26 protein-coding genes are annotated in these 26,021 nt (G+C 36.6%); 3 read left to right on the forward strand and 23 right to left on the reverse strand.

The window, feature by feature from the left end; translation table 11 throughout:
• The first annotated feature begins 2 nt into the window (after nucleotides 1-2).
• The gene (locus LKE46_RS07845; RefSeq protein WP_291720178.1) at nucleotides 3-770 is read left to right on the forward strand and encodes an exodeoxyribonuclease III; all 768 of its coding nucleotides are present in this window, start codon (nucleotides 3-5) and stop codon (nucleotides 768-770) included.
• Nucleotides 771-789: 19 nt separating this feature from the next.
• Here the strand turns inward: LKE46_RS07845 and LKE46_RS07850 are convergent, their stop codons facing one another.
• The 21 genes from LKE46_RS07850 to mraZ all read right to left on the reverse strand — a co-directional run bounded on the left by LKE46_RS07850 (nucleotide 790) and on the right by mraZ (nucleotide 19,123).
• On the reverse strand, nucleotides 790-1,701 hold the full coding sequence (locus LKE46_RS07850) for an RluA family pseudouridine synthase (RefSeq protein ID WP_434735189.1): 912 nt from the start codon (nucleotides 1,699-1,701) through the stop codon (nucleotides 790-792).
• Nucleotides 1,691-2,146: a signal peptidase II gene (gene lspA / locus LKE46_RS07855; RefSeq protein ID WP_291720185.1), complete on the reverse strand. Its 456-nt coding sequence runs from the start codon at nucleotides 2,144-2,146 to the stop codon at nucleotides 1,691-1,693. Before lspA ends, LKE46_RS07850 begins: the two co-directional genes overlap by 11 nt.
• 29 nt (nucleotides 2,147-2,175) lie before the next feature.
• Nucleotides 2,176-2,865, reverse strand: coding sequence for a 5'-methylthioadenosine/adenosylhomocysteine nucleosidase (locus LKE46_RS07860; RefSeq protein ID WP_291720186.1), 690 nt, complete (start codon nucleotides 2,863-2,865; stop codon nucleotides 2,176-2,178).
• 25 nt (nucleotides 2,866-2,890) lie between these two features.
• Entirely contained in the window at nucleotides 2,891-3,961 is a 1,071-nt protein-coding gene (aroB, locus tag LKE46_RS07865) for a 3-dehydroquinate synthase (protein ID WP_291720187.1), read from the reverse strand.
• Nucleotides 3,962-4,018: 57 nt separating this feature from the next.
• On the reverse strand, nucleotides 4,019-4,672 hold the full coding sequence (locus LKE46_RS07870; RefSeq protein ID WP_291720188.1) for a DivIVA domain-containing protein: 654 nt from the start codon (nucleotides 4,670-4,672) through the stop codon (nucleotides 4,019-4,021).
• Between the two features lie 18 nt (nucleotides 4,673-4,690).
• Nucleotides 4,691-5,467 carry an RNA-binding protein gene (locus LKE46_RS07875; RefSeq protein ID WP_291720189.1) on the reverse strand — a complete coding sequence of 259 codons (777 nt, stop codon included), beginning with the start codon at nucleotides 5,465-5,467 and terminating at the stop codon, nucleotides 4,691-4,693.
• Nucleotides 5,468-5,470: 3 nt separating this feature from the next.
• Nucleotides 5,471-5,737, reverse strand: coding sequence for a YggT family protein (locus LKE46_RS07880; protein WP_291720190.1), 267 nt, complete (start codon nucleotides 5,735-5,737; stop codon nucleotides 5,471-5,473).
• A gap of 18 nt (nucleotides 5,738-5,755) precedes the next feature.
• Entirely contained in the window at nucleotides 5,756-6,214 is a 459-nt protein-coding gene (locus LKE46_RS07885) for a cell division protein SepF (protein ID WP_291720191.1), read from the reverse strand.
• 30 nt (nucleotides 6,215-6,244) lie between these two features.
• Nucleotides 6,245-6,910 (reverse strand): YggS family pyridoxal phosphate-dependent enzyme, encoded by a 666-nt coding sequence (locus tag LKE46_RS07890; RefSeq protein WP_291725618.1) that lies wholly within the window; start codon nucleotides 6,908-6,910, stop codon nucleotides 6,245-6,247.
• A gap of 134 nt (nucleotides 6,911-7,044) precedes the next feature.
• Nucleotides 7,045-7,776 (reverse strand): DUF881 domain-containing protein, encoded by a 732-nt coding sequence (locus LKE46_RS07895; protein ID WP_291720192.1) that lies wholly within the window; start codon nucleotides 7,774-7,776, stop codon nucleotides 7,045-7,047.
• A 10-nt stretch (nucleotides 7,777-7,786) separates the two neighbouring features.
• Entirely contained in the window at nucleotides 7,787-8,131 is a 345-nt protein-coding gene (locus LKE46_RS07900; RefSeq protein WP_291720195.1) for a small basic family protein, read from the reverse strand.
• Nucleotides 8,132-8,151: 20 nt separating this feature from the next.
• The gene (locus LKE46_RS07905) at nucleotides 8,152-8,883 is read right to left on the reverse strand and encodes a DUF881 domain-containing protein (RefSeq protein WP_291720196.1); all 732 of its coding nucleotides are present in this window, start codon (nucleotides 8,881-8,883) and stop codon (nucleotides 8,152-8,154) included.
• A gap of 1 nt (nucleotide 8,884) precedes the next feature.
• On the reverse strand, nucleotides 8,885-9,670 hold the full coding sequence (locus LKE46_RS07910) for a cell division protein FtsQ/DivIB (RefSeq protein ID WP_291720198.1): 786 nt from the start codon (nucleotides 9,668-9,670) through the stop codon (nucleotides 8,885-8,887).
• A gap of 194 nt (nucleotides 9,671-9,864) precedes the next feature.
• Nucleotides 9,865-10,983, reverse strand: a complete 1,119-nt coding sequence (spoVE, locus tag LKE46_RS07915) for a stage V sporulation protein E (RefSeq protein ID WP_291720206.1) — start codon at nucleotides 10,981-10,983, stop codon at nucleotides 9,865-9,867.
• A gap of 72 nt (nucleotides 10,984-11,055) precedes the next feature.
• Nucleotides 11,056-12,009 carry a phospho-N-acetylmuramoyl-pentapeptide-transferase gene (gene mraY, locus LKE46_RS07920; RefSeq protein ID WP_291720207.1) on the reverse strand — a complete coding sequence of 318 codons (954 nt, stop codon included), beginning with the start codon at nucleotides 12,007-12,009 and terminating at the stop codon, nucleotides 11,056-11,058.
• Nucleotides 12,010-12,040: 31 nt separating this feature from the next.
• Entirely contained in the window at nucleotides 12,041-13,438 is a 1,398-nt protein-coding gene (locus LKE46_RS07925; RefSeq protein WP_291720208.1) for a UDP-N-acetylmuramoyl-tripeptide--D-alanyl-D-alanine ligase, read from the reverse strand.
• 25 nt (nucleotides 13,439-13,463) lie between these two features.
• Complete coding sequence (locus LKE46_RS07930) at nucleotides 13,464-14,909, reverse strand: UDP-N-acetylmuramoyl-L-alanyl-D-glutamate--2,6-diaminopimelate ligase (RefSeq protein WP_291720209.1); 1,446 nt, start codon at nucleotides 14,907-14,909, stop codon at nucleotides 13,464-13,466.
• 125 nt (nucleotides 14,910-15,034) lie between these two features.
• Complete coding sequence (locus LKE46_RS07935) at nucleotides 15,035-17,227, reverse strand: stage V sporulation protein D (protein WP_291720210.1); 2,193 nt, start codon at nucleotides 17,225-17,227, stop codon at nucleotides 15,035-15,037.
• 5 nt (nucleotides 17,228-17,232) lie between these two features.
• Nucleotides 17,233-17,700, reverse strand: coding sequence for a cell division protein FtsL (locus LKE46_RS07940; RefSeq protein WP_291720216.1), 468 nt, complete (start codon nucleotides 17,698-17,700; stop codon nucleotides 17,233-17,235).
• A gap of 36 nt (nucleotides 17,701-17,736) precedes the next feature.
• A complete protein-coding gene (gene rsmH, locus LKE46_RS07945; protein ID WP_291720220.1) occupies nucleotides 17,737-18,666 on the reverse strand; it encodes a 16S rRNA (cytosine(1402)-N(4))-methyltransferase RsmH in 930 nt (309 codons plus the stop codon).
• Nucleotides 18,667-18,694: 28 nt separating this feature from the next.
• A complete protein-coding gene (mraZ, locus tag LKE46_RS07950; protein WP_291720223.1) occupies nucleotides 18,695-19,123 on the reverse strand; it encodes a division/cell wall cluster transcriptional repressor MraZ in 429 nt (142 codons plus the stop codon).
• Between the two features lie 240 nt (nucleotides 19,124-19,363).
• Here mraZ and ychF point away from each other — a divergent pair, with 240 nt between their 5' ends.
• Nucleotides 19,364-20,464 carry a redox-regulated ATPase YchF gene (gene ychF / locus LKE46_RS07955; protein WP_291720227.1) on the forward strand — a complete coding sequence of 367 codons (1,101 nt, stop codon included), beginning with the start codon at nucleotides 19,364-19,366 and terminating at the stop codon, nucleotides 20,462-20,464.
• A 54-nt stretch (nucleotides 20,465-20,518) separates the two neighbouring features.
• On the opposite strand, the gene LKE46_RS07960 is transcribed toward ychF, so the two are convergent.
• Nucleotides 20,519-22,831, reverse strand: coding sequence for an AAA family ATPase (locus LKE46_RS07960; protein ID WP_291720230.1), 2,313 nt, complete (start codon nucleotides 22,829-22,831; stop codon nucleotides 20,519-20,521).
• A 174-nt stretch (nucleotides 22,832-23,005) separates the two neighbouring features.
• Between LKE46_RS07960 and LKE46_RS07965 the strand changes: the two genes are divergently transcribed.
• Nucleotides 23,006-23,413 carry a hypothetical protein gene (locus LKE46_RS07965; protein ID WP_291720235.1) on the forward strand — a complete coding sequence of 136 codons (408 nt, stop codon included), beginning with the start codon at nucleotides 23,006-23,008 and terminating at the stop codon, nucleotides 23,411-23,413.
• Nucleotides 23,414-23,447: 34 nt separating this feature from the next.
• Here LKE46_RS07965 and LKE46_RS07970 read toward each other — a convergent pair whose 3' ends face one another.
• Complete coding sequence (locus LKE46_RS07970) at nucleotides 23,448-26,003, reverse strand: calcium-translocating P-type ATPase, PMCA-type (protein ID WP_363316048.1); 2,556 nt, start codon at nucleotides 26,001-26,003, stop codon at nucleotides 23,448-23,450.
• Nucleotides 26,004-26,021 lie beyond the last annotated feature (18 nt).

Raw genomic sequence — 26,021 nt, forward strand, 5'->3', positions numbered from 1 at the left:
ATATGAACATATATTCTTGGAATGTAAATGGACTGAGGGCAATCTGCAGAAAAAACTTTTTTCAGTGGATACATGAAGAAAATCCGGATATACTGTGTATCCAGGAAACCAAACTTCAGGAAGATACACTGGAGGACAAACTGAGAAACATAACAGGTTATTATTCTTACTTCAGTTTTGCAGAAAAAAAGGGCTACAGCGGTGTAGCTGTATACACAAAATTCAAACCACTGTCTGTTGGGCACGGTATCGGCATAGACAGCTTTGACAGTGAAGGCAGGATACTTATACTTGAATTTGCTGATTTCACACTGCTGAATATATACTTCCCGAATGGGCAGATGAGTGATGAAAGATTGGAATACAAGATGAAATTTTATGATGCAATACTGGATTACTGCAACAAACTTGTAGATGAAGGTAAAAGACTTGTAATATGCGGTGATTACAATACTGCACACACTGAAATGGATATAAAAAATGCAAAGGCAAATTCAAATCGTTCCGGTTTTCTTCCAATTGAAAGACAGTGGATTGATAAGTTCATACAGAATGGATATACAGATACATATAGATACATAAATTCTGATAAAATAGAGTATTCCTGGTGGAGCTACAGATTCAAGGCCAGGGAAAGAAATGCAGGATGGAGAATAGACTACCTTTTTGTATCCAACAACTTTCTTTCAAAAATAAAAGATGCAAGAATACTTACGGATGTACCTGGATCGGATCACTGTCCGATTATGATAGACATAGAATTACGATAAAATCATGGAGAACAGATTTTTATGTACTGTTCTCCATGATATTTATTATCCTCTTGAAATACTCCGGAAGTTCAGAACTGAATTCAATATATTTTCCCGATGTGGGATGAATAAACCCAAGCTTCTGCGCATGCAGGAGCTGTCCGTTTAAATTGAACCTCTGCTTTTTATACCCGTATACGGGATCACCTACTATCGGATGTCCGATATATGCCATATGGACTCTTATCTGATGTGTCCTTCCAGTTTCAAGTATACATCTAATCAAAGTATTGTTCTTGAATCTCTCAATTACCCTATAGTGTGTAACTGCTCTTTTGCCGTTTCTGACAACCGCCATCTTTATCTTGTCCCGTGGATGCCTTGCAAGCGGTTCATCCACAGTTCCTTCACCAACCTTTATAATTCCTTCAACAAGAGCAATATATTCTCTCGTCATGGAATGATTTTTAAGCTGTTCTGCAAGTCTATTATGTGCAGTATCATTTTTGGCGACCACAAGTATCCCGGATGTATCTTTGTCTATCCTGTGGACTATACCTGGACGCATAACTCCATTTATGCCCGACAGATCACTGCAGTGATTCAAAAGGGCGTTTACAAGTGTACCAGTTCTTATACCTGCCGCCGGATGAACAACCATTCCCTGGGGCTTATTTACTACAATAATATCACTGTCTTCGTACAGTATATCAAGCTTTATATCTTCTGGTTCCACATCAAGATCTACAGGATCATTAAAAGTTACAGCTACCTCGTCACCAAATTTAAGCTTATAATTGCTTTTTCTTGTCTTTCCGTTTACAGTTACAAGCTGTTTTTCTATGAGCTTCTGTATATATGACCTGGACTTGTCGTGAAACTGTACATTTAAAAACACATCAAGGCGTGGAGCCGGGCTGTCCTCAAACAAAAAAATTTTAGTTTCCATGTTTTTCATCCCTCAATAAGCAGATCACAAGAATCAGTGTTCCTATTACAACCATTATATCAGCCACATTGAATATGGGGAAATAATAGATATCCTTGTAGTGGACGGATATAAAGTCAACTACATACTTGTATTTTATCCTGTCTATGAGATTTCCAAGGGCACCGCTTATTATAAGAGCCAGACTTATTCTCATAAATTTATTTCTGGGTCTGTACTTCACAATATAAAATATAATGAAACACATTATAACTATGGATATTATAGTTAAAAATGTAGTTCTGCCTTGGAAAATACTAAAGGCTGCCCCCTTGTTTTCAGTATAAAAAAATGAAAAGAAATTTTCTATTATAGTAATCTCAGAAATTTTAGACAGGCTGTTTACGGCCCACAGTTTTGTAATCCTGTCCAGTATCAAGCCTGCTGCTATTATAAATATAGTCATGAAATTCCTCCCAGTATATCAAAAATGCTTTAATCTGCAAGCATGTGCTTCAATATTTCAGTAGAATTTTTTATGGCAATAGGTCCGAACTCCTCATATTCCATATGTGCACCATTATTGGCATTGTCGGATATAGACCTTACAACTACAAAAGGTATTTTATTCAAATAACATACCTGTGCAATGCTTCCCCCCTCCATCTCACATGCAAGTGCTCCAAACTCGCTTTGAAGCCATTTTGTCTTGTCTCCGCTTGATATAAACTGATCTCCTGTTACGATCCTGCCTACGAAACTATTTTTATTTTTAAGAAAACTGCAAGCCTCTTTTGCTTTTTCAACCAATAAGCTGTCACATTTAAATTCATAGGCATCAAGCCTCGGGATCTGACCAAGTTTATCTCCAAAAGCAGTGGCATCCATATCATGCTGTACCAGATTGTCCGCAATCACAATATCACCGGGATACACTTCATCTCCAAGTCCGCCGGCTATACCTACATTTATTATTCTATCCACTTTAAAATCATCTATAAGTATTTGTGTGCATACAGCTGCATTGACTTTTCCTATGCCACATACTACTACAGCCGCCTTTTTACCATATACTTTTCCAAAGTTAAAATCCATGTTGGCCTTTTTATTAACTTTTTCAACATCCATTTCAGACAATAAAATTTCCAGTTCTTCATTCATTGCCCCTATAATTCCTATCGTCATAAAATCATCCTCTCCCATAGGTTTTTTAATTATCTATAGATTCTCTAAGTGCTCTATTTATTTCTTCTTCTTCTACTTTAACCTTTATTCTGTATTTTCCTATTCCCTCAACCAGTACAAATCTTATGCTGGCATCATTCTTCTTGTCGTGTCTTATCGCATACAGAAATGAAGGATAATCCTCGATTTTATAGGTTGTGGAAAGTCCAAGTTTTTTTAAAAGAGTCAATGCAGAAATATATATATCAGGTGATATATTTAACTTATATTCCGACAGTTTCAGTGCAGCCAGACTTCCAAGCGCAACTGCCTCACCATGAGATATACTGAAATCAGAGGATACTTCAACTGCATGACCTACAGTATGGCCGAAATTGAGTATGTTTCTGAGCCCTGTATCTCTGAAATCTTTTGTTACAACATTTTTCTTTATGTTCAGGCATCTTTCTATTACATAGAGAAGTACATCTTTATCTCTGGAAAGTATGCTGTCAGAATTGTCATATATGTAGCTAAAAAATTGTTCGGAATCTATTATTCCATATTTAACAAGTTCCCCCAGCCCATCTTTGAACTGCATGTCACCAAGAGTATTCAAAAAATAAGGGCATACATATACAAATTCAGGATCAAAGAAATTTCCTATCAGATTTTTTACCCCCCCAAAATTATATCCTACCTTTCCTCCAATGCAGCTGTCAATCTGTGACAACATTGTAGTTGGTATGTTTATGAACTTGATCCCACGCATATATGTGGAAGCTGTAAAACCTGCTATATCCCCCACAAGACCTCCACCGATTCCTATTAGGACACTTTCCCTGTTTGCTCCATTTTTCAACAGGAAATCATATATACGGGTAACGGTATCCACACTCTTGTTTTCCTCTCCATGGGGAAAGCAAAATGACTTGCAGCTTATTTTCTCTTCAAATTCATGTATTGTATTTCCGTGCAGTTTATATACTATATCATCCGTAACAAGAAAAATTTTTCTATCCCTGTACTTTTCAATTAAACTATAGAACTCATCAAAGTCAGTATCTATATAGATTCTATAATTGCTGTTTTGTGAATTCACCTGTATTTCTTTCACAATTTCACCACCTAAAAAATAATATCAACAAAAAATCCACTCCTAAGAGTGGCTTTTTCATCCTTTTACAAAGAAATTCTTAATTTCCTCAAGCTCATCATCATTAGTTGGAACTTCCTTATCAATGCTTTCATCAAATTTATCTTCATCATCACTGCCGCTGTCATCCTGGGAAATAACTTCTATTTCCTTTTCCTTTACAGGCAGTTGATTAATACTGTTGCTTTCATTTTGCTCATACCCTATATTATAATTCTTAACAAAACTCTTCTCCATGTCATCAAACATTTCCAGCTGGGATTCCATAAAATTTCTATATCTGGTTCTAAACTTGGTGAATTCCTGCTTTACTCTCTCAAATTCATCATTTATCTCAATTACATCTCCATGTGCCTTGTCTATTATCCTTTTTGAAGTTTCATTTGCATTTTTTATTATGAGCTCACTTTCCTTTTTTGCATTTTCCTTGGCCTGTTCAGAAGCATTTTGTGCCAGAAGGAGAGTATTTTGTATGGTATTCTCCATTTTGCTGTAGTGTTCCACTCTCTCTTCCATTGATTTTAACTTGTCTTTCAACTGTGAATTTTCCCTGCAGATGGCCTCATAATCCCCTGTTATTTTATCCAGAAATTCATCCACTTCATCTATACTATATCCTCTGAATGCTTTTTTAAATTCTTTATTAGTTATATCTAAAGTTGTCATAGCCATTATATTCAACACCTCAAATCAAATGAATTTTTTTACGAGAACCTTTATTCTTCCCTTTCCTGTAGTACCAACTTTCTCCAGAAGCTTGAACTTTCCATACCCTCTTATGGTTATCGTAGAGTTGTATTCCAGAATCCTGTCTTTCTTATCACATTCAAAGTAGTCCAGCTGGACTCTACCCTTCTTTACAAGCTCCTCACCACCGCTCCTGGACAAATTGCAGATGGAACTAACTATACAGTCAATTCTCAAGGATGAAACCACTATAATCTCAGTTTCAAAATTATAGTCTGGTATTTCAGCATTATTTAAATCCATAATATGCGCTTTACAACTTAAATTCCCCACTCTAGTGAAACTAGATTCTATGTATTGGCTTATATCCCTGGAACAGGCCACGTAACAGCATCCGTCTTCCTGCAATATCAAATCGCCAAATTTTTCTCTTTTAAGTCCAAGGGACATAAGTGCTCCCAAATAATCCCTGTGACAGAGCTTGGAAAATTTGGAGCTTGTAGCTATTTTAATTAAATCCACAGGATATTCTTCCTCATGGCAGCCTTCAGAAAATACCAATATTCTTCTCTCAGCATTTTCAAATATACCGTAACTGGATACACTTAATCCAATCTGATCCTCCATATTTTCAATCATTTTCCATACATGCGGAGTATAAAATTCATTGGTATATACATTTCTGCCTGTTTTTTGGGCCACTATTATCTTATCATATATATTGGATATATCATTCTCATGTTGGAAACTCATCTTATCCATAAATTTTTTCTTGTTCATAGCCTACAATATGGAAAAAACAATTCCCCTTAGTACATCTATTATAACAAAAGCGATTATAGGGGAGAAATCTATCATAAGTCCCGGCATAATCTTCTGTTGGAGTTTTCTTCCCGGTATCATAAAAGGTTCTGTAAATACATGTAGCAGTTCTATAAAACCTCCTCTTCTTCCAGGCATTACCCATGACAATATTACATCCAAAAATATAGCACCTTCCAAAAATCTAAAAAGCAGTCCTAACGCAACCTCTAAAGTAGTGCTTATCATATCTTCCTCCAATATACTTTATTTCCAGTTAAACAATCCTTTTCCTGAAAGTTCACTTTTCAAATCATTACTTACTTCAACACATGATGGGGAAAGTATATAGACACCCTTCTCTATTTCTTCCAGACTTCCTCCAAGTGAATAACTTGAACCTCCCATAAAATCAAGCAATCTCTGTGCTATCCTATTTTCAAGTCCTGTAGTATTTATAACTACAATCTTTCTGTTTTTCAACTCATCGCAAATATCTGCAGCCTCCTCATAGGTTGTAGGCTTAACTATCTTTATCTTGGCTGAAATAGTTGTATGTATACTAACTACTTTATTTTGCTTCTTTGAATTTATAATTGGTTCTACATCCGTAAATTCATTCACGGCTTTTTTGTTGTTTTCTGCCTCCGTTTCTTCAATTTCATCCTCAAAATCATCTTCAAGTCCTAAAAAGCTCATCATTTTATTCAACATCTTACCGGCCATAATAAAATTCCTCCTATGTTTAATTATAAATTATTTTTTGGAATAATTCCTTTTACCGAATATTCCTTCACCCACTCTAATCAAATTGGAACCTTCTTCGATAGCTATCTTATAATCATGAGTCATACCCATAGACAATATATCCATCTCTATATTATTGGAATTTCTTTTTTTCAGATCATCAAAGATGGTACGAACCTTTTTGAAATAATATCTGCAGCTCTCCTCATTTCCCTTTGGAATCACTGACATAATCCCCTTTATCTTGACATTTTTACACTTTTCACAAGCTTCTATCAATGTTTCCAAATCCCTTACATATATACCTGTTTTGCTTTCTTCTTCACCTATATTTATCTGGATAAGAGCATTTGCTGTTAAGTTTACTGCTCCATAACGTTTCTCTATTTCTTCAAGAAGTTTTATATTGTCCAAAGAATGGATTAAATAGACCTTTCCTACAATGTATTTCACTTTGTTTCTCTGAAGATGCCCTATTAAATGCCATCTTATGTTTTTTGGAAGTTGCGGTTCTTTTTTTATCAATTCCTGAACCTTGTTTTCTCCAAAATCCCTGATTCCAAAATCATAAGCCTGTTTTATATCCTCTACGGGCTTAGTTTTAGAAACAGCCAACAAAGTTACATTGTCTCCCAGTTCTTCAGTAATCTCATTCAAATTTTCTTTTATTGACAATACTCTCGTCTCCTTCATCATAATAAGCCATCTATAGAAATTCTTTATTATAATATTCTTCATTAAAATTAAAAATCCTTCAATTTTTAATTATTTTTTTAGTTAAATACAATAAAAAATATAGAATTATATATCTATTTATCTTCTTTCATAAATTGCATATTATAATTTCCATTGTACGCAGGTACTTTTAAATTATCTACTTCATCTACACTTACAAATATTTTCCTTGACATCATTATCTTTAGATAGTTTTCGTTGTCCATCATGTAACTGTGGAGTACATCCTTGTTGCCGATTGAATAAATTAAAAATGGAGCTGCTATCTTAACACCATTTACCCTTAAAAAAGGTCCACTGCAGTAGATTTCAGATCTGTCTGTTATTCTATGTCCATTTATCGATATTGCTTCAGCACCTGCATTGTTAAGGTCATTTATTACTTCTATTATATCAGTATTATGAACAATTCTCATCTGATATTCAAAAGCATCCATTGAATCATCGGTAATTCCATCTTCTATATATATTTTTATTCCCTGTCCTTCTACCTCAGTTTCCCCAAGTATTATTCTGTTCTGCTTCAATTCCTCTTCTATATTTTTCTTTACCTCTACTTGATTTCTATCATCATTTTCATACTTTCGAAGCTTATTGGAATAGTCATTATATTGCTGCATATATCCCAATATATCATTACGGAGTTTGTTTCTGTAAGTGTAGGCCTCCTGATACTGCTCGGAGCTCAGAAATACCCTTTTGTTTTCCTTTGCATTATTTTGGGAAATTGAAATATTCATGGATATAAGAATTCCAATTATGAGTGATGCCATAAATACAAATATATTGGCTTCGTTATTTTTCATTCACTTCACCTCATTGTTTCCGTGACCTTGCCTTTTCTATCAATAAACGTCGTATCATGGCAAAATTATCAAATATCCTTCCTCCGAAGACTATGACCGCTGCAAGATATATGGGAACTCCAAGTTTATCTCCCAAATATGCAAGAGCTGCCGCAAGAACAGCGTTTCCAAAAAATCCGGATATAAATATATCCGCCTGAAAATTTTTTGACAGACTTGCCCTTATTGCACCGAACACTGAATCGAGACACGCAAGGATGGCCACCGACATATATGGTGAAAATTTATCCGGAATATTTACATTCCAAATCACACCTACTATTATTCCCAATATAAGACCTATAAAACCTAACATGTTTATATTCACTCCCCAAATTAATCTTTAACCGGTCTGGCATATTGAAGTTTATACGTTTTGTTGTACTTTTTTATACTTATATTATCCTTCTTCTCAAATTTTATATCCGCCAGATTCTTGAAATCAGCAAAGACTTCTGGAAAGCTCATATCGCTGTACAAGAGCTTCTGATCTCCTATAGCCTCAATTACTATTCTACTGGATGGAGATATTTTTTCATCATTATTTATAAGTATATAGTTGCCTGCTGTCCTTATCCCCGTATTGGATACAATTCTTATATCGTTTATGGATATTGCCTCAGCTCCTGCAAATCTGAGTTCATTTACCAAATACGCCAAATGCTTGTCAGTTATTTTGTCCGAAACATTTTCGCTCAGGTTATTTCCAAACATGCTGCTGCTTGGAGTAATATATATGATTATGCCCGGCCCCTTTACATCCGTTTCTCCCGTCAGTATTCTTGTATCCTCAAGTTCATCCAGAAGGTTCTTTGTTGAAGCACTGGTGCTGGCTGCTGCATCTTCATATTTCTTCACCTTGCCCTGCAGTTCATCAACTTTCTTCTCCAATTCCTGTTTCTGAGTCTTATATCTCTCTATCTCAACAGTGATATCGGTACTATTATTATTGCCGGCAAGATTTAATGTATTGTCCTGATTCATAAGAACCTTGGACTGGTAGGCGAGCATAAATCCCAATATACCGCATACAATAAAAATACTTATCTGTGAAGCAAATTTACGCATATTATCTATCCTCCTGCTTACCATCAATAAAAAATACGGGATTCCCATGAAATCTTACATCTACATAGCCGCTTTTATTTTCCAGCTTTTCCTGTTTTATTATGTTCAACGCATTATTCAGTTTTTCTTTCATATCATCGGCACTCCCAAGTTTTATGTACATATTGTTTATATAAGCTTTTACATCCAATGAATCAGAAACATCAACCCGTACAATTCCAAAAGATGTCCTATTTTTTTCAATCAACCCGCCAATGTTTTTGACTGCATCTATTTTTCTGCTGTCACTGCTTTTTATCCTATTCCCAATTTCCACATTTTCAACGTTTAATCCCGTCAACTTGACAAGTTTCATGTCGGAAACACTGTCTTTTTTTTGAAGAAGTACTCCATTTTTATCTATTATATAAAATTTTCCACTCAAATCCGTATAAAATACGGCATCTCTCTCCGTCACATTTATATTTATTCCCGATGGCAGTTTCCGCTTGATGTTTACAGTATCTATATACGGATTTCTCATTATATTCTTTTCTGAAGCCTTCAGATTTATATAAAATATATTGTTTCCCGTACATATGCCTGAAAGCTTTACAATATCATGGGACTTTATATTCTTGTTACCATATACTTCAATGCTTTTAATATTAAAATATGGTAATTTTATAGACAGTACAAACAACACCGCCAGAAGGAACAGAAAGAACAGAAGACAATTTCTTATCTTTTTCTTTCTTCTTCTCCTAATTATAAGTTCGTTATCAGTATTAACCACTTCATCGCTCATATTCACACCAACTTACAGCAATCTAACTTACAACATATATATTAACACTTAATAAAAATAATTTCATTACAATTATTATTAATTTTTTCTATACTTTTTATTAATTTTATTATAAAACGGCAGCACTGCTTGATTTGCCAGTGCTGTAACATTTTATAATAATTATAATTTTTATTCATTTTTACATTTAAATGTTAAGTATGGTAATTTACGTTTTGCCGCGATATATTCAAAAGTATGCCCATAGCAAGCATGTTAAACAACAGTGACGAACCTCCATAGCTTATAAACGGAAGAGGAACTCCTGTTACAGGCATGGAACCAGTTACGACTGCAATGTTTATTATGGCTTGAACTGCTATTACTGAAGTTATTCCCGTTGCCAATATAGTTCCATAAGTGTCGCTTGCCTTTATAGCTGTCACAATTCCCCTCCATATGAGAATTATAAACAGGATTATTATTATAAGACACCCTATGAGCCCCAGTTCTTCCCCTATTATGGAAAATATGAAATCAGTATGGGGTTCTGGTATGTAGTAGCATTTCTGCCTTGACTTTCCAAGACCTACTCCCCATATTCCCCCCGATCCCATGGCAAGCAGGGATTGTATAAGTTGATACCCCTTTCCTTTAGGATCTGCCCATGGATCCAGGAAGCTTGTAAATCTTGCCATTCTATATGGTTCCAGAATTATTCCTGCTATTCCACCGATTACAACAACAAGTACAACTCCTGCCATGTGTTTGATTTTTGCCCCTGAAGAGTAAAGTACTATGAGGGTGACTATCATGATTACCGCCGCTATGCTCAAATTCTTCTCTGCCAGAACAAGACCTGCATAAAATCCTGATACGAGGAGATATGGCAGCACTCCATACAAAAAACTTCCTATTTTTCTCCCGCCTTTTATTTCTATGCTCTTGGCCATATACAGCACAACTATATATTTTGCTATTTCCGATGGCTGAAGCCCCACTGAACCAAACCTTATCCATCTCTGCGCCCCCTTTGTAGCCGAAAATGCAAACACCACCAGGAGCAGCAGAACCGTAAATATCATAAGTATTTTTGTATACTTCTTTATCCTGTGATAATCAAATTTTATTGCCGCAAACATCAGAATTGTCCCCAATATTGCCCATAATCCCTGTCTTTTCAGATAGTACATGCTATCCTGTATATCCTTGTCAAAGAAGGCCATGTAGGAACTTGCACTGTATACCATGACAACTCCAATAGCTATGAGCAGCATTATAGTAGAAAACAGTATGAAATCTATGGACCCCATTTTCTTATTCAATTTGTACATACATATGATCCTCCTACCCAATTACTAAGCCGGCATGGATAAAGCAGGGAAACTACCAGTCAAATGACAGCCCTAAAGAGATAAAAATCCTACCAGGCAGAGTATGACTGTAATTATGCAGAACATGGAAACTACCCTTGTTTCATGCCAGCCTGAAAGTTCAAAATGATGATGTATAGGACTCATCTTGAATATTCTCTTTCCTGTAAGCTTAAAGCTTGCAACTTGAAGTATGACAGATAATGCCTCTATAACATATATTCCACCAACTATTATAACCAATAATGGTAATTTTAATATCATTGCCACGACAGCAACTGCACCTCCCAGTGCCAGGGAACCTGTATCCCCCATAAATACCTTGGCGGGAAAGGCGTTGTATCTCAAAAATCCAAGAAGAGCACCTGATATAACTGCACAAAAAATAGCAAGAGTGGTACGCCCCATTGCAAAACTCACTATTGAAAAAAATGTCATTACTAAAATTGTAATTGATGCATCAAGTCCGTCAAGTCCGTCCGTAAGATTTACAGCATTGGTAGTCGCCGCAAAAAATACAACTATAAATGGTATATAGAACGCCCCTAAATTTACATTTCTATGAATAAATGGAACTACTATATCTGTACCTATATATGGATTGTTTGCTGAATAATAGGCAAAAATACAGGCAACTGCAAGAAGCAGAAGCATTTTTTGATATGCCCTCAGCCCTAGATTCTTTCTTCTGGCTATTTTAAGTCCGTCATCCAGTGCACCTATTATTCCAAATGCCACAAAGGCATAAAGTGCAACCATTGCCTCATCTGAAGGCCTTTTAACTATTATGAACATCGTAATAAAAGCCGCCGCTATAAATATTATGCCGCCCATAGTGGGAGTTCCTGCTTTTTTCTGATGGCTTTTAGGCCCTTCCTCCCTTTCACTTTGGCCAAATTTAAGTTTATGTAATAGTGGAATCAAAATAGCTCCCGCCATAATTGCAATAAAAAATGCCAACAGAACTGAATAAATTAATATATACATATATACGCTCCATAAAGAGCAGTGTCACCTCCTAATTGTTTATCTTATCTTCCAGCCGAGATACTATTTTTTCAAATTTCATGGAACGGGAAGCTTTTACAAGCACAACATCATCTTCTTTTAAATACTTCACGGCAAGCAGATTTACTATGGATTCGTAATCCTGAACTTCCATTACTTCACACTGTGGAGCTTTACACTTCTCAAATCCTCTCCTGTAATCAGCGCTGTATTCTCCAACTGCAATCAATAGATTTATATTTCTCCTTGCCGTATATTCTCCAATTTTAGCGTGAAGTTCACTTGAATTCTCCCCAAGTTCACCCATGGTACCGAGTATGGCAATTTTCCTATTTCCACTATAATTCATGAGTACATCTATGGCTGCCATCATTGAATCAGGGTTGGCATTGTAACAGTCATTTATTATGGTGAATTTACTTCCATGTATAGTTTCAAGCCTCATTTTTGTAGTTTCCAGTTTCCCCAATCCGTCCCTTATTTCATCATAGCTCATGTTGAAAATTCTACCTACAAGTACGGCAAACAGTGCATTCATGACACTGTGCTTTCCCGGAACTTCAGCACATATCTTCTCTTCTGTTATTCTATTGTTCTCCATTACATAAAATTCCACGGAATTTTCCATAAGTTTTATGTTGAAGGCGGAGATATTGGCTTTTTCTTTCATTGAAACAGTTTTTACATTATATGAACCACCTTTCACCTTCGAGAGCATGTCATTGTCTATATTTATTATCAAAGTATTCTCTTCCAAGAAAAAATCTGCTATTTCCATCTTTGCCTTCAATATATTTTCCCTGGACTTCAATCTTCCAATATGTGCCGTGCCAATATTGGTTATAAGTGCTATATCCGGTCTTGCTGCCTTTGCCATGTTGTGGATTTCCCCAATGTTGTTCATTCCCATTTCAAGTACGGCAATATCATAGCTGTTGTCAATCTTGAATATCATATGTGGAAGTCCTATCTCATTGTTGAAATTCCCCTCTGTCTTGAATACCTTGAATCTGGAGCTCAGTGCAGCTGCTACAAGATCTTTTGTGGATGTCTTTCCTACAGATCCAGTAATACCTATGATCTTTATGTCAAGAAGGCTTCTGTAGAACTCCGCCAGATCAAGAAGTGCCTGTCTTGTATTTTCAACCCTGACTATGCTCGTATTTTCCTGTATTTCATCTGTATTGTATTTTACTTCATCTATAATACATATGGATGCACCTTTTTCACTGGCCTGTTTTACATAGTCATTTCCATCAAAATTCTGCCCTCTTATAGCAATAAATATATCATTTTTTTCTATTTTTCTCGTATCTGAATTCACCTTGTTGAAATTATTGTATTTTCCCCTCAGTATTACTTTTCCGCCTACCGCATTAACAATATCATCAAAGCTCATGTATTCCAATATCCATACATCCTCTCTTCATATGTTATTTTCTATCAATTATTTCCCTCACTATTTCCCTCTCGTCAAAATGTATTGTCCTGTCTTTGAGTATCTGGTAGTCCTCATGTCCCTTTCCTGCTATTACTATTACATCACCTTTTTCTGCCATGTCAATAGCAGTTTTTATGGCCTCTCTTCTGTTTTCAATGACAATATAATTATCTCCCTTGATTCCATCTACAACCTCATCTATTATATGCATCGGATCTTCAGATCTCGGATTATCGGAAGTGATTATTGCAAAATCCGATAATTTCGTGCCTATCTCACCCATTATGGGTCTTTTGGTATTATCCCTGTCTCCACCGCATCCATATACAGCTATGAGCCTTCCTCCTGTAAATTCCCTTGCAGTCTTCAATATATTTTCAAGTCCGTCCGGAGTATGTGCATAATCAACTATAACTTCATAGCCGAGATTGTATCCATGCGTAACTATTTCACACCTTCCGGGCACTGCAAGCATCTTCTCAAGCCCTGATCTTACAGTATCCATGTCAATTCCCTCACTTATGCATGCCCCTATGCTTCCAAGTGCATTCATCACATTGTATTTTCCAGGTATATTTAGATTTATATGCTCTTTTTTACCTTTATATGTTACATCAAAACCTGCACCTCTGGAATGAATGTCAAGATTGTACGCCCTTATATCTGCGCAAGTATCTGTTCCATAGGTGACCTTGCTCCCTCCTGCATCTTCATATACCCTCTTCCCATATTTGTCATCTATATTTATTATTGAATTCAACGTATTTTCAAATAAAATCAGCTTTGCCCTGTAATAATTTTCAAAGGTCTTGTGAAAGTCAAGGTGATCCCGTGTAAGATTTGTAAATACAGCCTGAGAAAATTCAACACCATAAACTCTGTTTAAATACAGTGAATGGGAGGATACCTCCATAACGCAGTAATCTACCCCGCAATCAACCATCTCTCCAAATAGCTTTTGAAGTTCCAGTGACTCCGGTGTAGTCCTGTCCGAATGAAGTTTTTTACTGCCTATATAATTCGCAATGGTTCCAACCAGTCCAACCTTATATCCTGCTTCCTCAAGAATCGATTTTATCATGAACGTAGTAGTAGTCTTGCCGTTTGTACCTGTTACCCCTATTATTTTAATCTTTTCAGCAGGATTTCCATAATAGTTTGAAGCCGCAGCAGCCAGCACCTTTCTGCAGTCCCCGACCATTACAACTGTACAATCCGGAAGATTGTCTATATTTTTACTGCATACTACAACTGAAGCTCCATTTTTACAGGCATCCCCTGCATATTTGTGACCGTCCGTTTTATACCCTTCAATACATATAAAAAGATCTCCATTTTTTACCCTTCTGGAATCATATTGAATCTGCTTTATATCTACATTGTCCGTTCCTTTGACAACCTTGTAATCTATATCACACAGTATACTTTTTAATTTCATCTTTTAACCACTCCTTAAGTTCTCATTGCCAGCCATAATTATTATACACATATATTGGTATAAATCAAAATATATTTAAAGCACTGGCATGCAGTGTACCTCCTGGTGACACCGCATGCCAGAATTCAATCTCCAAGTATCTCCGTATGAATATTTATAACAGTACCTTTCTGAACCTCTTTACCTGGTTCTATGCTTTGCTCGTCTGCCATTCCATTTCCATCAAACTGTGCTTTAAGTCCCAGTGTATTGAATACACTTACTACATTATCAGGGCTCATTCCCTGAACATCAGGAACTGTAACCACCCTGTTGTAATCCTGGCTCTGTGATGTATACAGCAGTACTTTGCTGCCTTCTTTTATTGTATATCCCGGCTTAGGATTCATGTCAACTACATATTCTCCTTTGTCATCGGACTCCGGAACAAGATTCATCTTCTTCAATGTACTTTCTGCGTCCGAAACCTTCATTCCCCTTACATCGGGGACAACAACATTTTTGAGCATGCTTCTTGCAATTTCCTCGGAACTTGCATCACTTTTCATTGCAAGATAGTTGAATATGTCAAGGAAAAGCTGTTTTGCTGCAGGTGCCGCAGTCTGTGCCGCATAGTAATTGGATGGATCGGGTTCATCTATGGATACTAGCAGTGTAATTTTAGGATTGCTTGAGGGAGCCATTCCTGCAAAGGAAGCAATATATTTGCCTGACTGATATCCTCCTACACCGGCCTTTTGTGCAGTTCCCGTCTTTCCTGCTATATGATATCCATCTATGAAAGCATTTTTACCTCCACCATCTGAAACCACCCTCTCCAGATATCCTCTAAGCTGGGCAGCCTTGCTGGAATCTATGATCTTCTGCTTATTTTTACCTGACAGGTCATATTTGCTGTCAACTACTTCCTGATTTTTATTTTCATCATAATGTCCTATTTCCTTCATCAAATGTGGTGTAATCAGATACCCTCCATTTGCAACGGTATTGAATGCCCTCAAATACTGAACCATAGTAACAGTATTTGCCTGTCCAAATGATATTGTAGCCAGATCTATATCACTTATATCCTTGGTACTCTTGATAATTCCCTTTGCCTCCCCCGGGAGATCTATTCCGGTTTTCTGTCCGAAGCCAAACTTCTGTATATAGGCATTAAGTTTATCCTTTCCTATCATCTTTCCAAGCTGTGCAAAACCTACATTGCATGAATTTTTCAATATGTCGGGGAACTTCTGTGTTCCATGACCGGTGGATTTCCAGCAGTGTATCGTCCTATTTCCTATCGTTATGCTTCCATCACAGACAAAGGTATCTTTATCTACATCCACAGAATTTGTTTCAAGTGCCGTGTCAGCCGTAACTACCTTGAATATGGATCCCGGCTCGAAAGTATCACTTACAGCTCTGTTCCTCCAGCTTTTCTGAAGTTCATCATAAGTTTTTCCCTCTATCCAGGGATCATTTGGATTGTAATCCGGCTTGTTTACCATAGCAAGCACTTCACCATTGTTCGGATTCATGACAACTATACTTACGGCCTTTGCCTTGTTGTCCTTCAATGCCTGCTCAGCTGTTTTCTCTGCAAAATGCTGTATCATACTGTCTATTGTAAGCTCTACATCCTTCCCATCCACAGGTTTTGTAAACTCAGATATAGTATATGGCAGATCCTTGCTCTTGCTGTCCGTTTCCGCTATTCTACGCCCGGGTGTTCCCGAAAGCTCCTTGTTGTAATACAGCTCTATACCGGTAAGTCCCACTCCATCTGAATTGGTATGCCCGAGCACATGGGCGAGAAAATTGTCGTTGGGATAATATCTCTTCGTGTCCGCAGACACAAGTACTCCGTTTAGGTTAAGACTTCTTATCTTATCAGCTTCTTCCTTCTCTATCCTTCTCTTTAAAGTAGCAGCTGCAAGGGGAAGTCCTCCTGGAAGTTTCTTGTCCAATACCTTTAAAATGTCACCTTTTTCCATGGAAAGAGCTGAAGACAGCATTGACGCAACCTTATCCTTTGACAGTTTTTTGTCTTTCATGGTATCCCTAAGCGCATTCATGTCCAAATCCACCCTATAGACATTGGCACTTACCGCCAGTTCATTCCCATTCCTGTCCAGAATTCTTCCTCTTTTTGCATCTATCTTAACATCACTCGTCCATTGTTCTACGGCCGTAGCCTTGTATTGAGGTGATTTATAGATCATTATGTAAAACATCCTGCCAACCAGTAAAAAAAAAGTTATAAAAAGAAAACAAAATATAATCACCATTCTCTTTCTAGTTATAACCTTGTCCCTGTATTTATTTGTAGACAACTACTTTACCTCCATTTAAATTGCTTGATCATATCCAAAATGCTGTTGATTTTTTTATTATTTTTTTGAGATGCTTCATCTTTTACAATAGGCTTGTTCAGATCAGCATATACTGCAAAACTTTTCTCAGGCTCTGACATATGAAGTTTTTTTACTGCATTATCTTCTATGTATTGAAGATTGTTGTATTTCACCAGATCTACCGTAAGATTTTCATTTTCTCTGCTCAGTTCATTAACTCTGGTCTGGGTTAAGCTCAATTCCTGCTGCATATTATATATAATCGAATATCTTGCAATAAGCACTACTCCCGCCACAAAAATTATGGCAATATTCCTAAGCACCTTCAACTTGTTCCACTTACTTTTTCTTTTCTTTCTTGTCTTGATTTTTCCGTACTGTTCAGCAGATTCATAGGATTCATATTCAGGATTTATTGCATTGTTTCCGTTTGTCATTTTGTTTTCGTTCATCACTATCAATTTATTCACCCCACCTAAACTTTAGAACTAAATTCTCTTTCCAACCCTCAGCTTGGCACTTCTGCTCCTGCTGTTCACCGCCATTTCATCTTCTCCGGGCAGTATAGGCTTTTTGTTGACAATTTTTAAAATGGGAACTTTTCCGCACACGCATACGGGAAAGTCAGGAGGACATGTGCACGGGTTTTCAAGCTGTTTGAATTTTGTCTTTATCTTCCTGTCTTCAAGAGAATGAAAGGTTATAACTGCTATTCTTCCTCCGATTTTAAGCCTTTTTACACTATTTTCAACTGCAGTGTCCAGTATTTTAAGTTCACTGTTTACTTCTATTCTTATGGCCTGAAAGGTTCTCTTTGCAGGATGTCCGTCCTTCTGGAACCTCATCGGCACTGCCTTTTTTATTATATCCACCAGCTGGAACGTAGTTTCGATAGGTGACTTTTGCCTTGACTCAACTATATACCTGGCTATTCTTCTTGAAAATCTATCTTCTCCATAATCCTTTATTATCCTCGTTATGGCATCCATATCATAGTTGTTCACTATATCATAGGCAGTCAAACTTCCATCTGGATCCATTCTCATGTCAAGAGGTGCATCTTTCATATAGCTGAAGCCTCTCTCCGCATTGTCCAGCTGATAGGAAGAAACTCCCAGATCCATCAGTACTCCATCTATGTTCTCAATGCCCAGTTCATCCAGTATATTCTCTATATTGTAAAAATTGTCATGAACATAAGTTACATTGCTGTATTGCTTGAATCTTTCTTTTGAAGCTTCTATTGCTTCCCTGTCCTGATCAATTCCAACAAGCCTTCCATCCCCGCCTATTCTCTTCAATATCTCATTTGAGTGTCCTCCACCGCCTAAGGTGCAGTCCACATATGTACCACCATCTTTTATATTCAGTCCGTCTATTGTTTCTTTCAAAAGTACAGGCACGTGCTTAAATTCCATAAAATTGCATCCTCCAATTTGGATTAATCTATATTCCAAGCTGACTCATCTGTTCAGCTATATCATCAAAATCTATATTGGAATTATTATACTCAATCCAGTTAATCTTGCTCCATATTTCAATTCTATTTGATACCCCTATACTCACCACTTCTTTTTCTATAGAAGCATATTCCAGAAGGGACTGGGGCACAAGTACTCTACCTTGCTTGTCTATGCTGAGTTCATTCGCTCCTGAAAAGAAAAATCTCACAAAAGCTCTCGCACTCTTGTTGGTAAGTGGCAGTTTTTCAAGCTTATCTTCTAATATTTTCCATTGATCTGTAGTATACACATAGAGACATTTATCCAGACCCTTTGTTATTATAAAACTATTTCCAAGATCCTGTCTGAATTTCGAGGGTATAATTATTCTATTTTTACTGTCAAGGCAGTGTTCGTATTCACCTATAAACATAACTACACCCTTTTCTTATATTTTAGCTCCACTTGCTACCACTTTAAACCACTATTTTATTTTATTCTATATCAGCATAAAAAATCCTGCTTTTTTATAAAATTTTAATATTTATTTTAAATTTATTAAACTTTTATATGTGAGTTTCACGCATTCATCTACTTTCAGCCTGTTTTATTGAAATGCTGTAATTTGTAGAGTATAATTTAAAATGAATTTTTATGAAAGGAATGTACATAGATGAAACTTGGAATTGTAGGTTTGCCAAATGTTGGCAAAAGCACTTTGTTTAATGCAATAACACAGGCTGGTGCAGAGTCTGCCAACTATCCTTTTTGTACTATAGAACCAAATGTCGGCGTAGTGAGTGTACCTGACAGCAGACTTGACACCCTGGAAAAGATGTACAAATCTCAGAAAAAGGTTTATACTGCCATAGAATTCTACGATATTGCAGGTCTTGTAAAGGGAGCCAGCAAAGGTGAAGGTCTCGGGAATAAATTTTTATCACATATAAGGGAGGTTGAGGCAATTGTTCATGTTGTGAGATGCTTTGAAGATGAAAACATAGTACATGTAGATGGTTCCATAGACCCTATCCGTGATATCGAAACCATAAATCTTGAACTCATATTCTCCGATATGGAAGTAATGGACAGGAGAATAGAAAAAATTGTAAAGCTTGCAAAAAGCGGTGCAGATAAAAATGCAAAGTCAGAATATGAATTGATGCTCAAGGTAAAAAAACATCTGGAAGATGGCAATCCTGTGAGAACCCTGGAACTTACAGAAGACGAATCCCTCAAGGTAAAAGGATATTTTCTTCTCACTACCAAACCTGTACTATATGTGGCCAATATATCAGAAGACGATTTGATTTCCGGAAATGATGACAATGAATTTGTGAAAAAAGTACAGGACTATGCCAAATCTGAAAACGCAGAGGTTATAACCATATCTGCAAAAATTGAAGAAGAACTCTCCTCCCTTGAAGAAGATGAAAAATCTGAAATGCTCAAGGAATACGGGTTAAATGAAGCCGGACTTGATAAATTAATAAGTGCAAGCTATAAACTTCTTGGACTTATAAGCTTTTTAACTGCCGGTGAAAAAGAAGTACGGGCATGGACAATAAAAAAAGGTACAAAAGCTCCCCAGGCAGCCGGCAAAATACATTCAGATATAGAAAAGGGATTTATAAGAGCTGAAGTCATATCCTATGAAAAATTAATAGAATCCGGTTCAGAAACTTCTGCAAAGGAAAAAGGATACTTCAGACTTGAAGGAAAAGATTATGTAATGGAAGACGGGGACGTAGTAAATTTCAGATTTAATGTATAATAGTATCCATAAAAAGGCAATAGTAGGATATTCCTATTGCCTTTCCTGTCATCTCTAGCTGTGCCTGCTCCTTTTTTCCTGCTTTCCATAATACTTTTTACACTCTCTCCTTATTGAATTTATAACATCCTCATATCGGATATTATCCTCTCCCATTAAAATTTCTACAGCATCTTCTACTGTTGTCATGGAGTATATATGGAAATTCCCCCTGTTTATTTCTTCTTCAACTTCATTTTTGAGTGCAAGGCTTATAATATTCGATTCTGGAATAAGCACGCCTTTCCCTTTAGTATTTCCAATTATATTGCATATATTAAAAAATCCCTCTATTTTTTCATTTATTCCCCCTACTGGCTGTACTTCCCCGAACTGGTTGATTGAACCTGTAACTGCTATATTCTGCCTTATTCCAATTTTTGATATGGAGGATATTATGGATACCGCTTCCGCTACAGATGCACTGTCACCATCAATACTCCCATAGAGCTGTTCAAAACTGATATGAAAATTAACCGGCAGTTTGACATATCCCCCAATCAAGTTGTTTATATATCCCTTTATTGTATTTATGGCTTTGTTGTGTATTTTCCCGGACAGGTTGCTTTCCCTCTGTACATCGATTATGTCTCCATTACCGCCGGTACAGGAGCAGGTAAGTCTCATGGGCTTTCCAAAAGTAAAATATCCTGTATTCAAAATAGAAAGTGCATTTACCTGACCTATCTTCTTGTCCTCCACATCTATAAATATCTGATTTTGCCTGTACCCCTCATCTATCTGCTGTTCCGCCAATTCTCTTGAATAAGCAGCATTTTCTATATCCCCTGCTTCTATATAGGCACCGCCGTTTTCCCTTGAACTCCCATCTGCAATTACAAGCAGCTTTTCAAGCTCATACTCATCTGCCAGCAATTTATTTCTATTTTCGGCTTTTCTCGATAAAAACTTTGCAATTTCTCTAAGTCCTTCATCCGTAACAGGTTTGAGGTTTTTATTTTTGCACATCTGTATAATTTTTTTCAGAAATGACATTTTGATATTATCATCTATATCCAATATAGAATTATATTCGGCCCTTATCCTGAATACCTTCTTGAAATCCGAATCATAATTGTATAAAAAGTTATAAGTGTTGTAATCCCCTATAATTATTACTTTTTCATCAATATCAATTGGCTGCGGATTTAATCCGTTCAAGGACAATAGCTCAAGATACCCTTTTTTGTAATCCAGTTTTACCTGACCGCTAAGAAGTGATTTTTTCAAGTAATAATAAGAATTCTGATTATTTAAAAGGCTGCTCATTGTAAGTATGAGACATCCTCCATTGGCTTTCAGAATTGAGCCTGCTCTTATAAGGCTTATATCAGTAACATAATTTCCATCTTTATTTTCATATTCAATATTTCCCATGAGACTTGTAACACTTGGATCTTCTTCATATATTACAGGAGGTTTTTCTCTGCCGCTGTTGTCCACCAATACATTTACTGAATACTTGAATATTATATTCTTTATACTCTTTTCATCATCTTCATAGTTTATGGAGTATATCTTTCTTATATCTTTTTCTATACTGCTGCACATGTTGTCCAAAAATTTCAATACAGACTCATTCCCTTTAAATATTTCAGAATATTCCTTTTTAATACTGGATGTCATTTTATTGTAATAATTGTCCATAATCAACTTTATTTTTTCAGTTTCAGTCATTTCCATATCCTTTAAATTATCCAATATTTCCTGGGAACTATTTTTTAATATTCCAACGTTGTTTATTATATCCTGTTTTTCATCAAGACCCAGAAGGGCATATTCCTCTTCACTCATTACCTTTCCGTTTTCTTTAAGTGGAATGAATACAAAACCGTCTTCTGTGGGTTTCAAAGTGAAATTTTTCTTTTTCGCCTCATTTAGCAGCCCATCTATCAAGTTGCTTTTCTTGCTGTTGATTGATTCTACAATAAATTCTTTTTCTTTATTGGACCCATTATAGAATTCAAATGTGATTTTAAAATACAGTGTCTTTATTTTTTTTACCATGTTCTCAAGTTTTCTTCCGTATCCAGATTTTAGAAACAGTGCTTTTGGATTTTTCACATCGTCATAAATTACATAGCATATATCCTGTACTTTTCCATCTCCAATGTTGTCCCGTATAAAATTCTCAATATCTTCAAGTTTATCTTTTGAAAAATCATCAACAATATATAAATTGTACCCTTCCCTGTCTATGTTAAATGCCATCTTTATTTTCCTGTACACATCGCCATATTCTATATTGTCATCTATCCTACTTTCTAAATCTATATCCTTCATATCAAAATCATATATTATTTCCTCAGGCTTCAATTCTCTCTTCATTCTAGACCCTCCCTGATTAACATGCTTACATATTATATTAATATTCCTCATACATACATTTAGGAACAAAAATATGAAAACTATTATTGGAGTCAAAACTGTGATATAATATAGTAAATTCTTATGGAATTAATTATCTTTTATAAAATAAACGACAAAGGAGTTAGTATGTAAATGAGTCTTAAGGAAAAAATTTCACAATATTATACAAGATCTTATCTGAAAAAATACGGAGACAGATTGACACAGCTTCAGGGTACCGTCGTATCTGTAAAAATAAAAAGAAAAACCATATTGTGGATATTCAACAAATTAGTAGTTACCCTTCTCGTAAGACCGGAGAGAAGTAGAAATATATCCAAATGCACTTATATTAAGAAAAAATGGTTCAAAAATCCGGAGTTCATCTCCATAAATCAGGGGAATTTTATATTGGTTCAGGGCCTGAAGGCAAAGAAAGGCAAGGAAAAGCGGGAACAGGTTGAAATTATAAATGTAAGAAACATGACTACAAAAAAGGATCTCATTCCAATTGAAGGAAAGGCACCTAAAGTCCAGAGAAAAATTCAGAGATTTAAATAAAAGGGATTAGAGTCAATCTAAATCCCTTTTATTTTTACTTGAAATAAAGATACAGACTGTTTATAAGTGCAATTATACCCGAGAAAAAGACTACTATACCCCACTGTGCCAGACTCAATGCGGAAGTATGAAATACATTCTGCAAAAATGGAAAATAACATATTGCCATAATCATGCAGATGGATACGGATATTGCACCTAGAAGATACATATTTGTAAACAAATTTATTTCAAATATTGAATGTTTTTCCGATCTGCATTCAAAAACATGAACAAGCTGTGACATTACAAGTGTTGCAAGCGCCATGGTTCTGGCTGTTTTCAGTCCAAACCCCAGATACTGACCTACTGCAAAAGAGAGCACTGTACACGTACCGATCAGTGCACCTCTTACAACTATTTTTTCCGTAAGTCCTCTTGCGAATATGCTCTCATTTTTGGCCCTTGGCTTCTCTCTCATTATATCCCCTTCCGGAGGATCAACCCCGAGAGCTATGGCAGGGAGACCGTCAGTAGCAAGATTTACCATGAGTATTTGTATTGGAAGAAGCGGTATCGCCAGATTGAAAGCTGAAGCCAGGAACATGGTGAGAACTTCTCCAAGATTGCAGGACAGAAGATATCTTATAAATTTTCTTATATTGTCATATATGACTCTTCCTTCTTCTACCGCAGAAACTATGGTCGCAAAATTATCGTCGAGAAGTATCATGGATGATGCTTCTTTTGTAACATCAGTTCCAGAAATCCCCATGCATATTCCTATATCCGCTTCCTTTACAGCAGGTGCATCATTTACTCCGTCTCCTGTCATGGCAACGACTTTATTCTTTGATTTGAATGCCCTTACTATTCTGAGCTTGTGCTTTGGAGTGACTCTTGCAAATATTACCTTTTTTTCTACTGCAGCCGAGAGCTGTTTGTCCGACAGCTTATCCAGTTCCTCGCCTGTTACTACCTGATCCTGAGAGCTGCATATGTCAAGATCCTTTCCTATTGCAAATGCAGTGTTTTTATGGTCTCCCGTTATCATAACAGGCTTTATGCCAGCCATTCTGCATTTCAGTACTGCATCCCTCGCCTCTTTTCTGGGAGGATCAATAATTCCGGCAATTCCTGCAAAAATAAGATTTTCCTCAAGAGATTTTCCCCTTGCCAGATTTTTCTCCTTGTAAGCACCTGCTATGCATCTCAGTGCATTGAGTGACATTGTCTCTATTGCTTTAAGTATTTTGTTTTTTTCAGCAGCGGTCAGAATTCTAACCTGTCCCCTGTCAAGTATATACTTGCACCTTTTTATTACTCTTTCAGGAGCTCCTTTTACATATCCTATTTCCCGGGAACCTTCCTTGACTATGACAGACATCATCTTCCTGTCGGAGTCAAAAGGTATATCATATAGTCTTCTGGATTTTTCCAGAAAATTTTTGAGTTCCCTGCCCTGTGTGAAATACGCCTTTATGAGTGCAACTTCCGTTGGATCACCGATCACGCTCTCCGATAAATTCCTCTTGTCCACATCAAAATTACAATCATTGCAATATGTAAATATCTTCTTGAGCATCACGTTTTCAGGTACAATATCCTTGTCCACACTGTATATCCTGCCATTAAAATATATGGCCTTTACAGTCATGTTGTTTTCTGTAAGAGTTCCTGTCTTGTCGCTACATATTATCGAGGTGCACCCGAGTGTCTCCACTGCAGGCAGCTTCCTTATGAGTGCATTTCTCTTGAGCATTCTGGAAACTCCAAGTGCAAGTGCAACCGTAACTATCGCCGTAAGACTTTCCGGAATGGCCGCCACTGCAAGACTGACTCCGAGAAGAAACATTTCATATTTGTCCTCTCCCCTGAGTATTCCAGTAATGGTTACTATTGCACACACTACAAGGCACAGCACTACGAGCACCTTTCCAAGATTGTTCAGCTTTTCCTTAAGTGGTGATGTATCCTTTTCTATCCCCTGGAGCATACCTGCTATTTTTCCCATCTCAGTATTCATGCCTGTTCCGGTTACTATTGCCTTTCCATTTCCCGTGAGAACTATGGTTCCCATATAAATGGAATTTTCATTTTTTCTGCAGCTTTTGCCCACTCCCGTGGATTCGCCTGTAAGAAGGGATTCATCCATCATAATATTGCTGCCTTCTGCCAGCATGCAATCAGCAGGTACTTTGTCCCCGCTTTCAACAATTATCAAATCTCCAATTACGAGTTCCTCTGCATTTATGATTTTTATTTTCCCGTCCCTTATTACTTTTGACGTGGGGGAAGCCATATTCTTGAGCGCCTCCAGTGATTTCTCCGTTTTGAATTCCTGGGCAAAGCCAAGCGTTGCATTCATTATTATGATTATTATAATAGTTACGGCATCCGCCTTCTCTCCCATAAACCCGGATGTAACTGTAGCTGCAATCAAAACCCAGGTTATAAAATCATTGAACTGGGACAAAAATATTTTCAAAGGTGATACCTTTTTCTTTTTTTCCAGTAAATTAGGTCCGTACTTCCTTAGTCTTCTCGATGCTTCAGCCTGAGTTAAACCACTTTCAATTTCCCTCTCATTTATCAACTTTAATACCTCCATGTGATCTTTATGTTTGTA

It is taken from the genome of Clostridium sp. (genome assembly GCF_022482905.1).
Lineage (GTDB): Bacteria > Bacillota > Clostridia > Clostridiales > Clostridiaceae > Clostridium_B.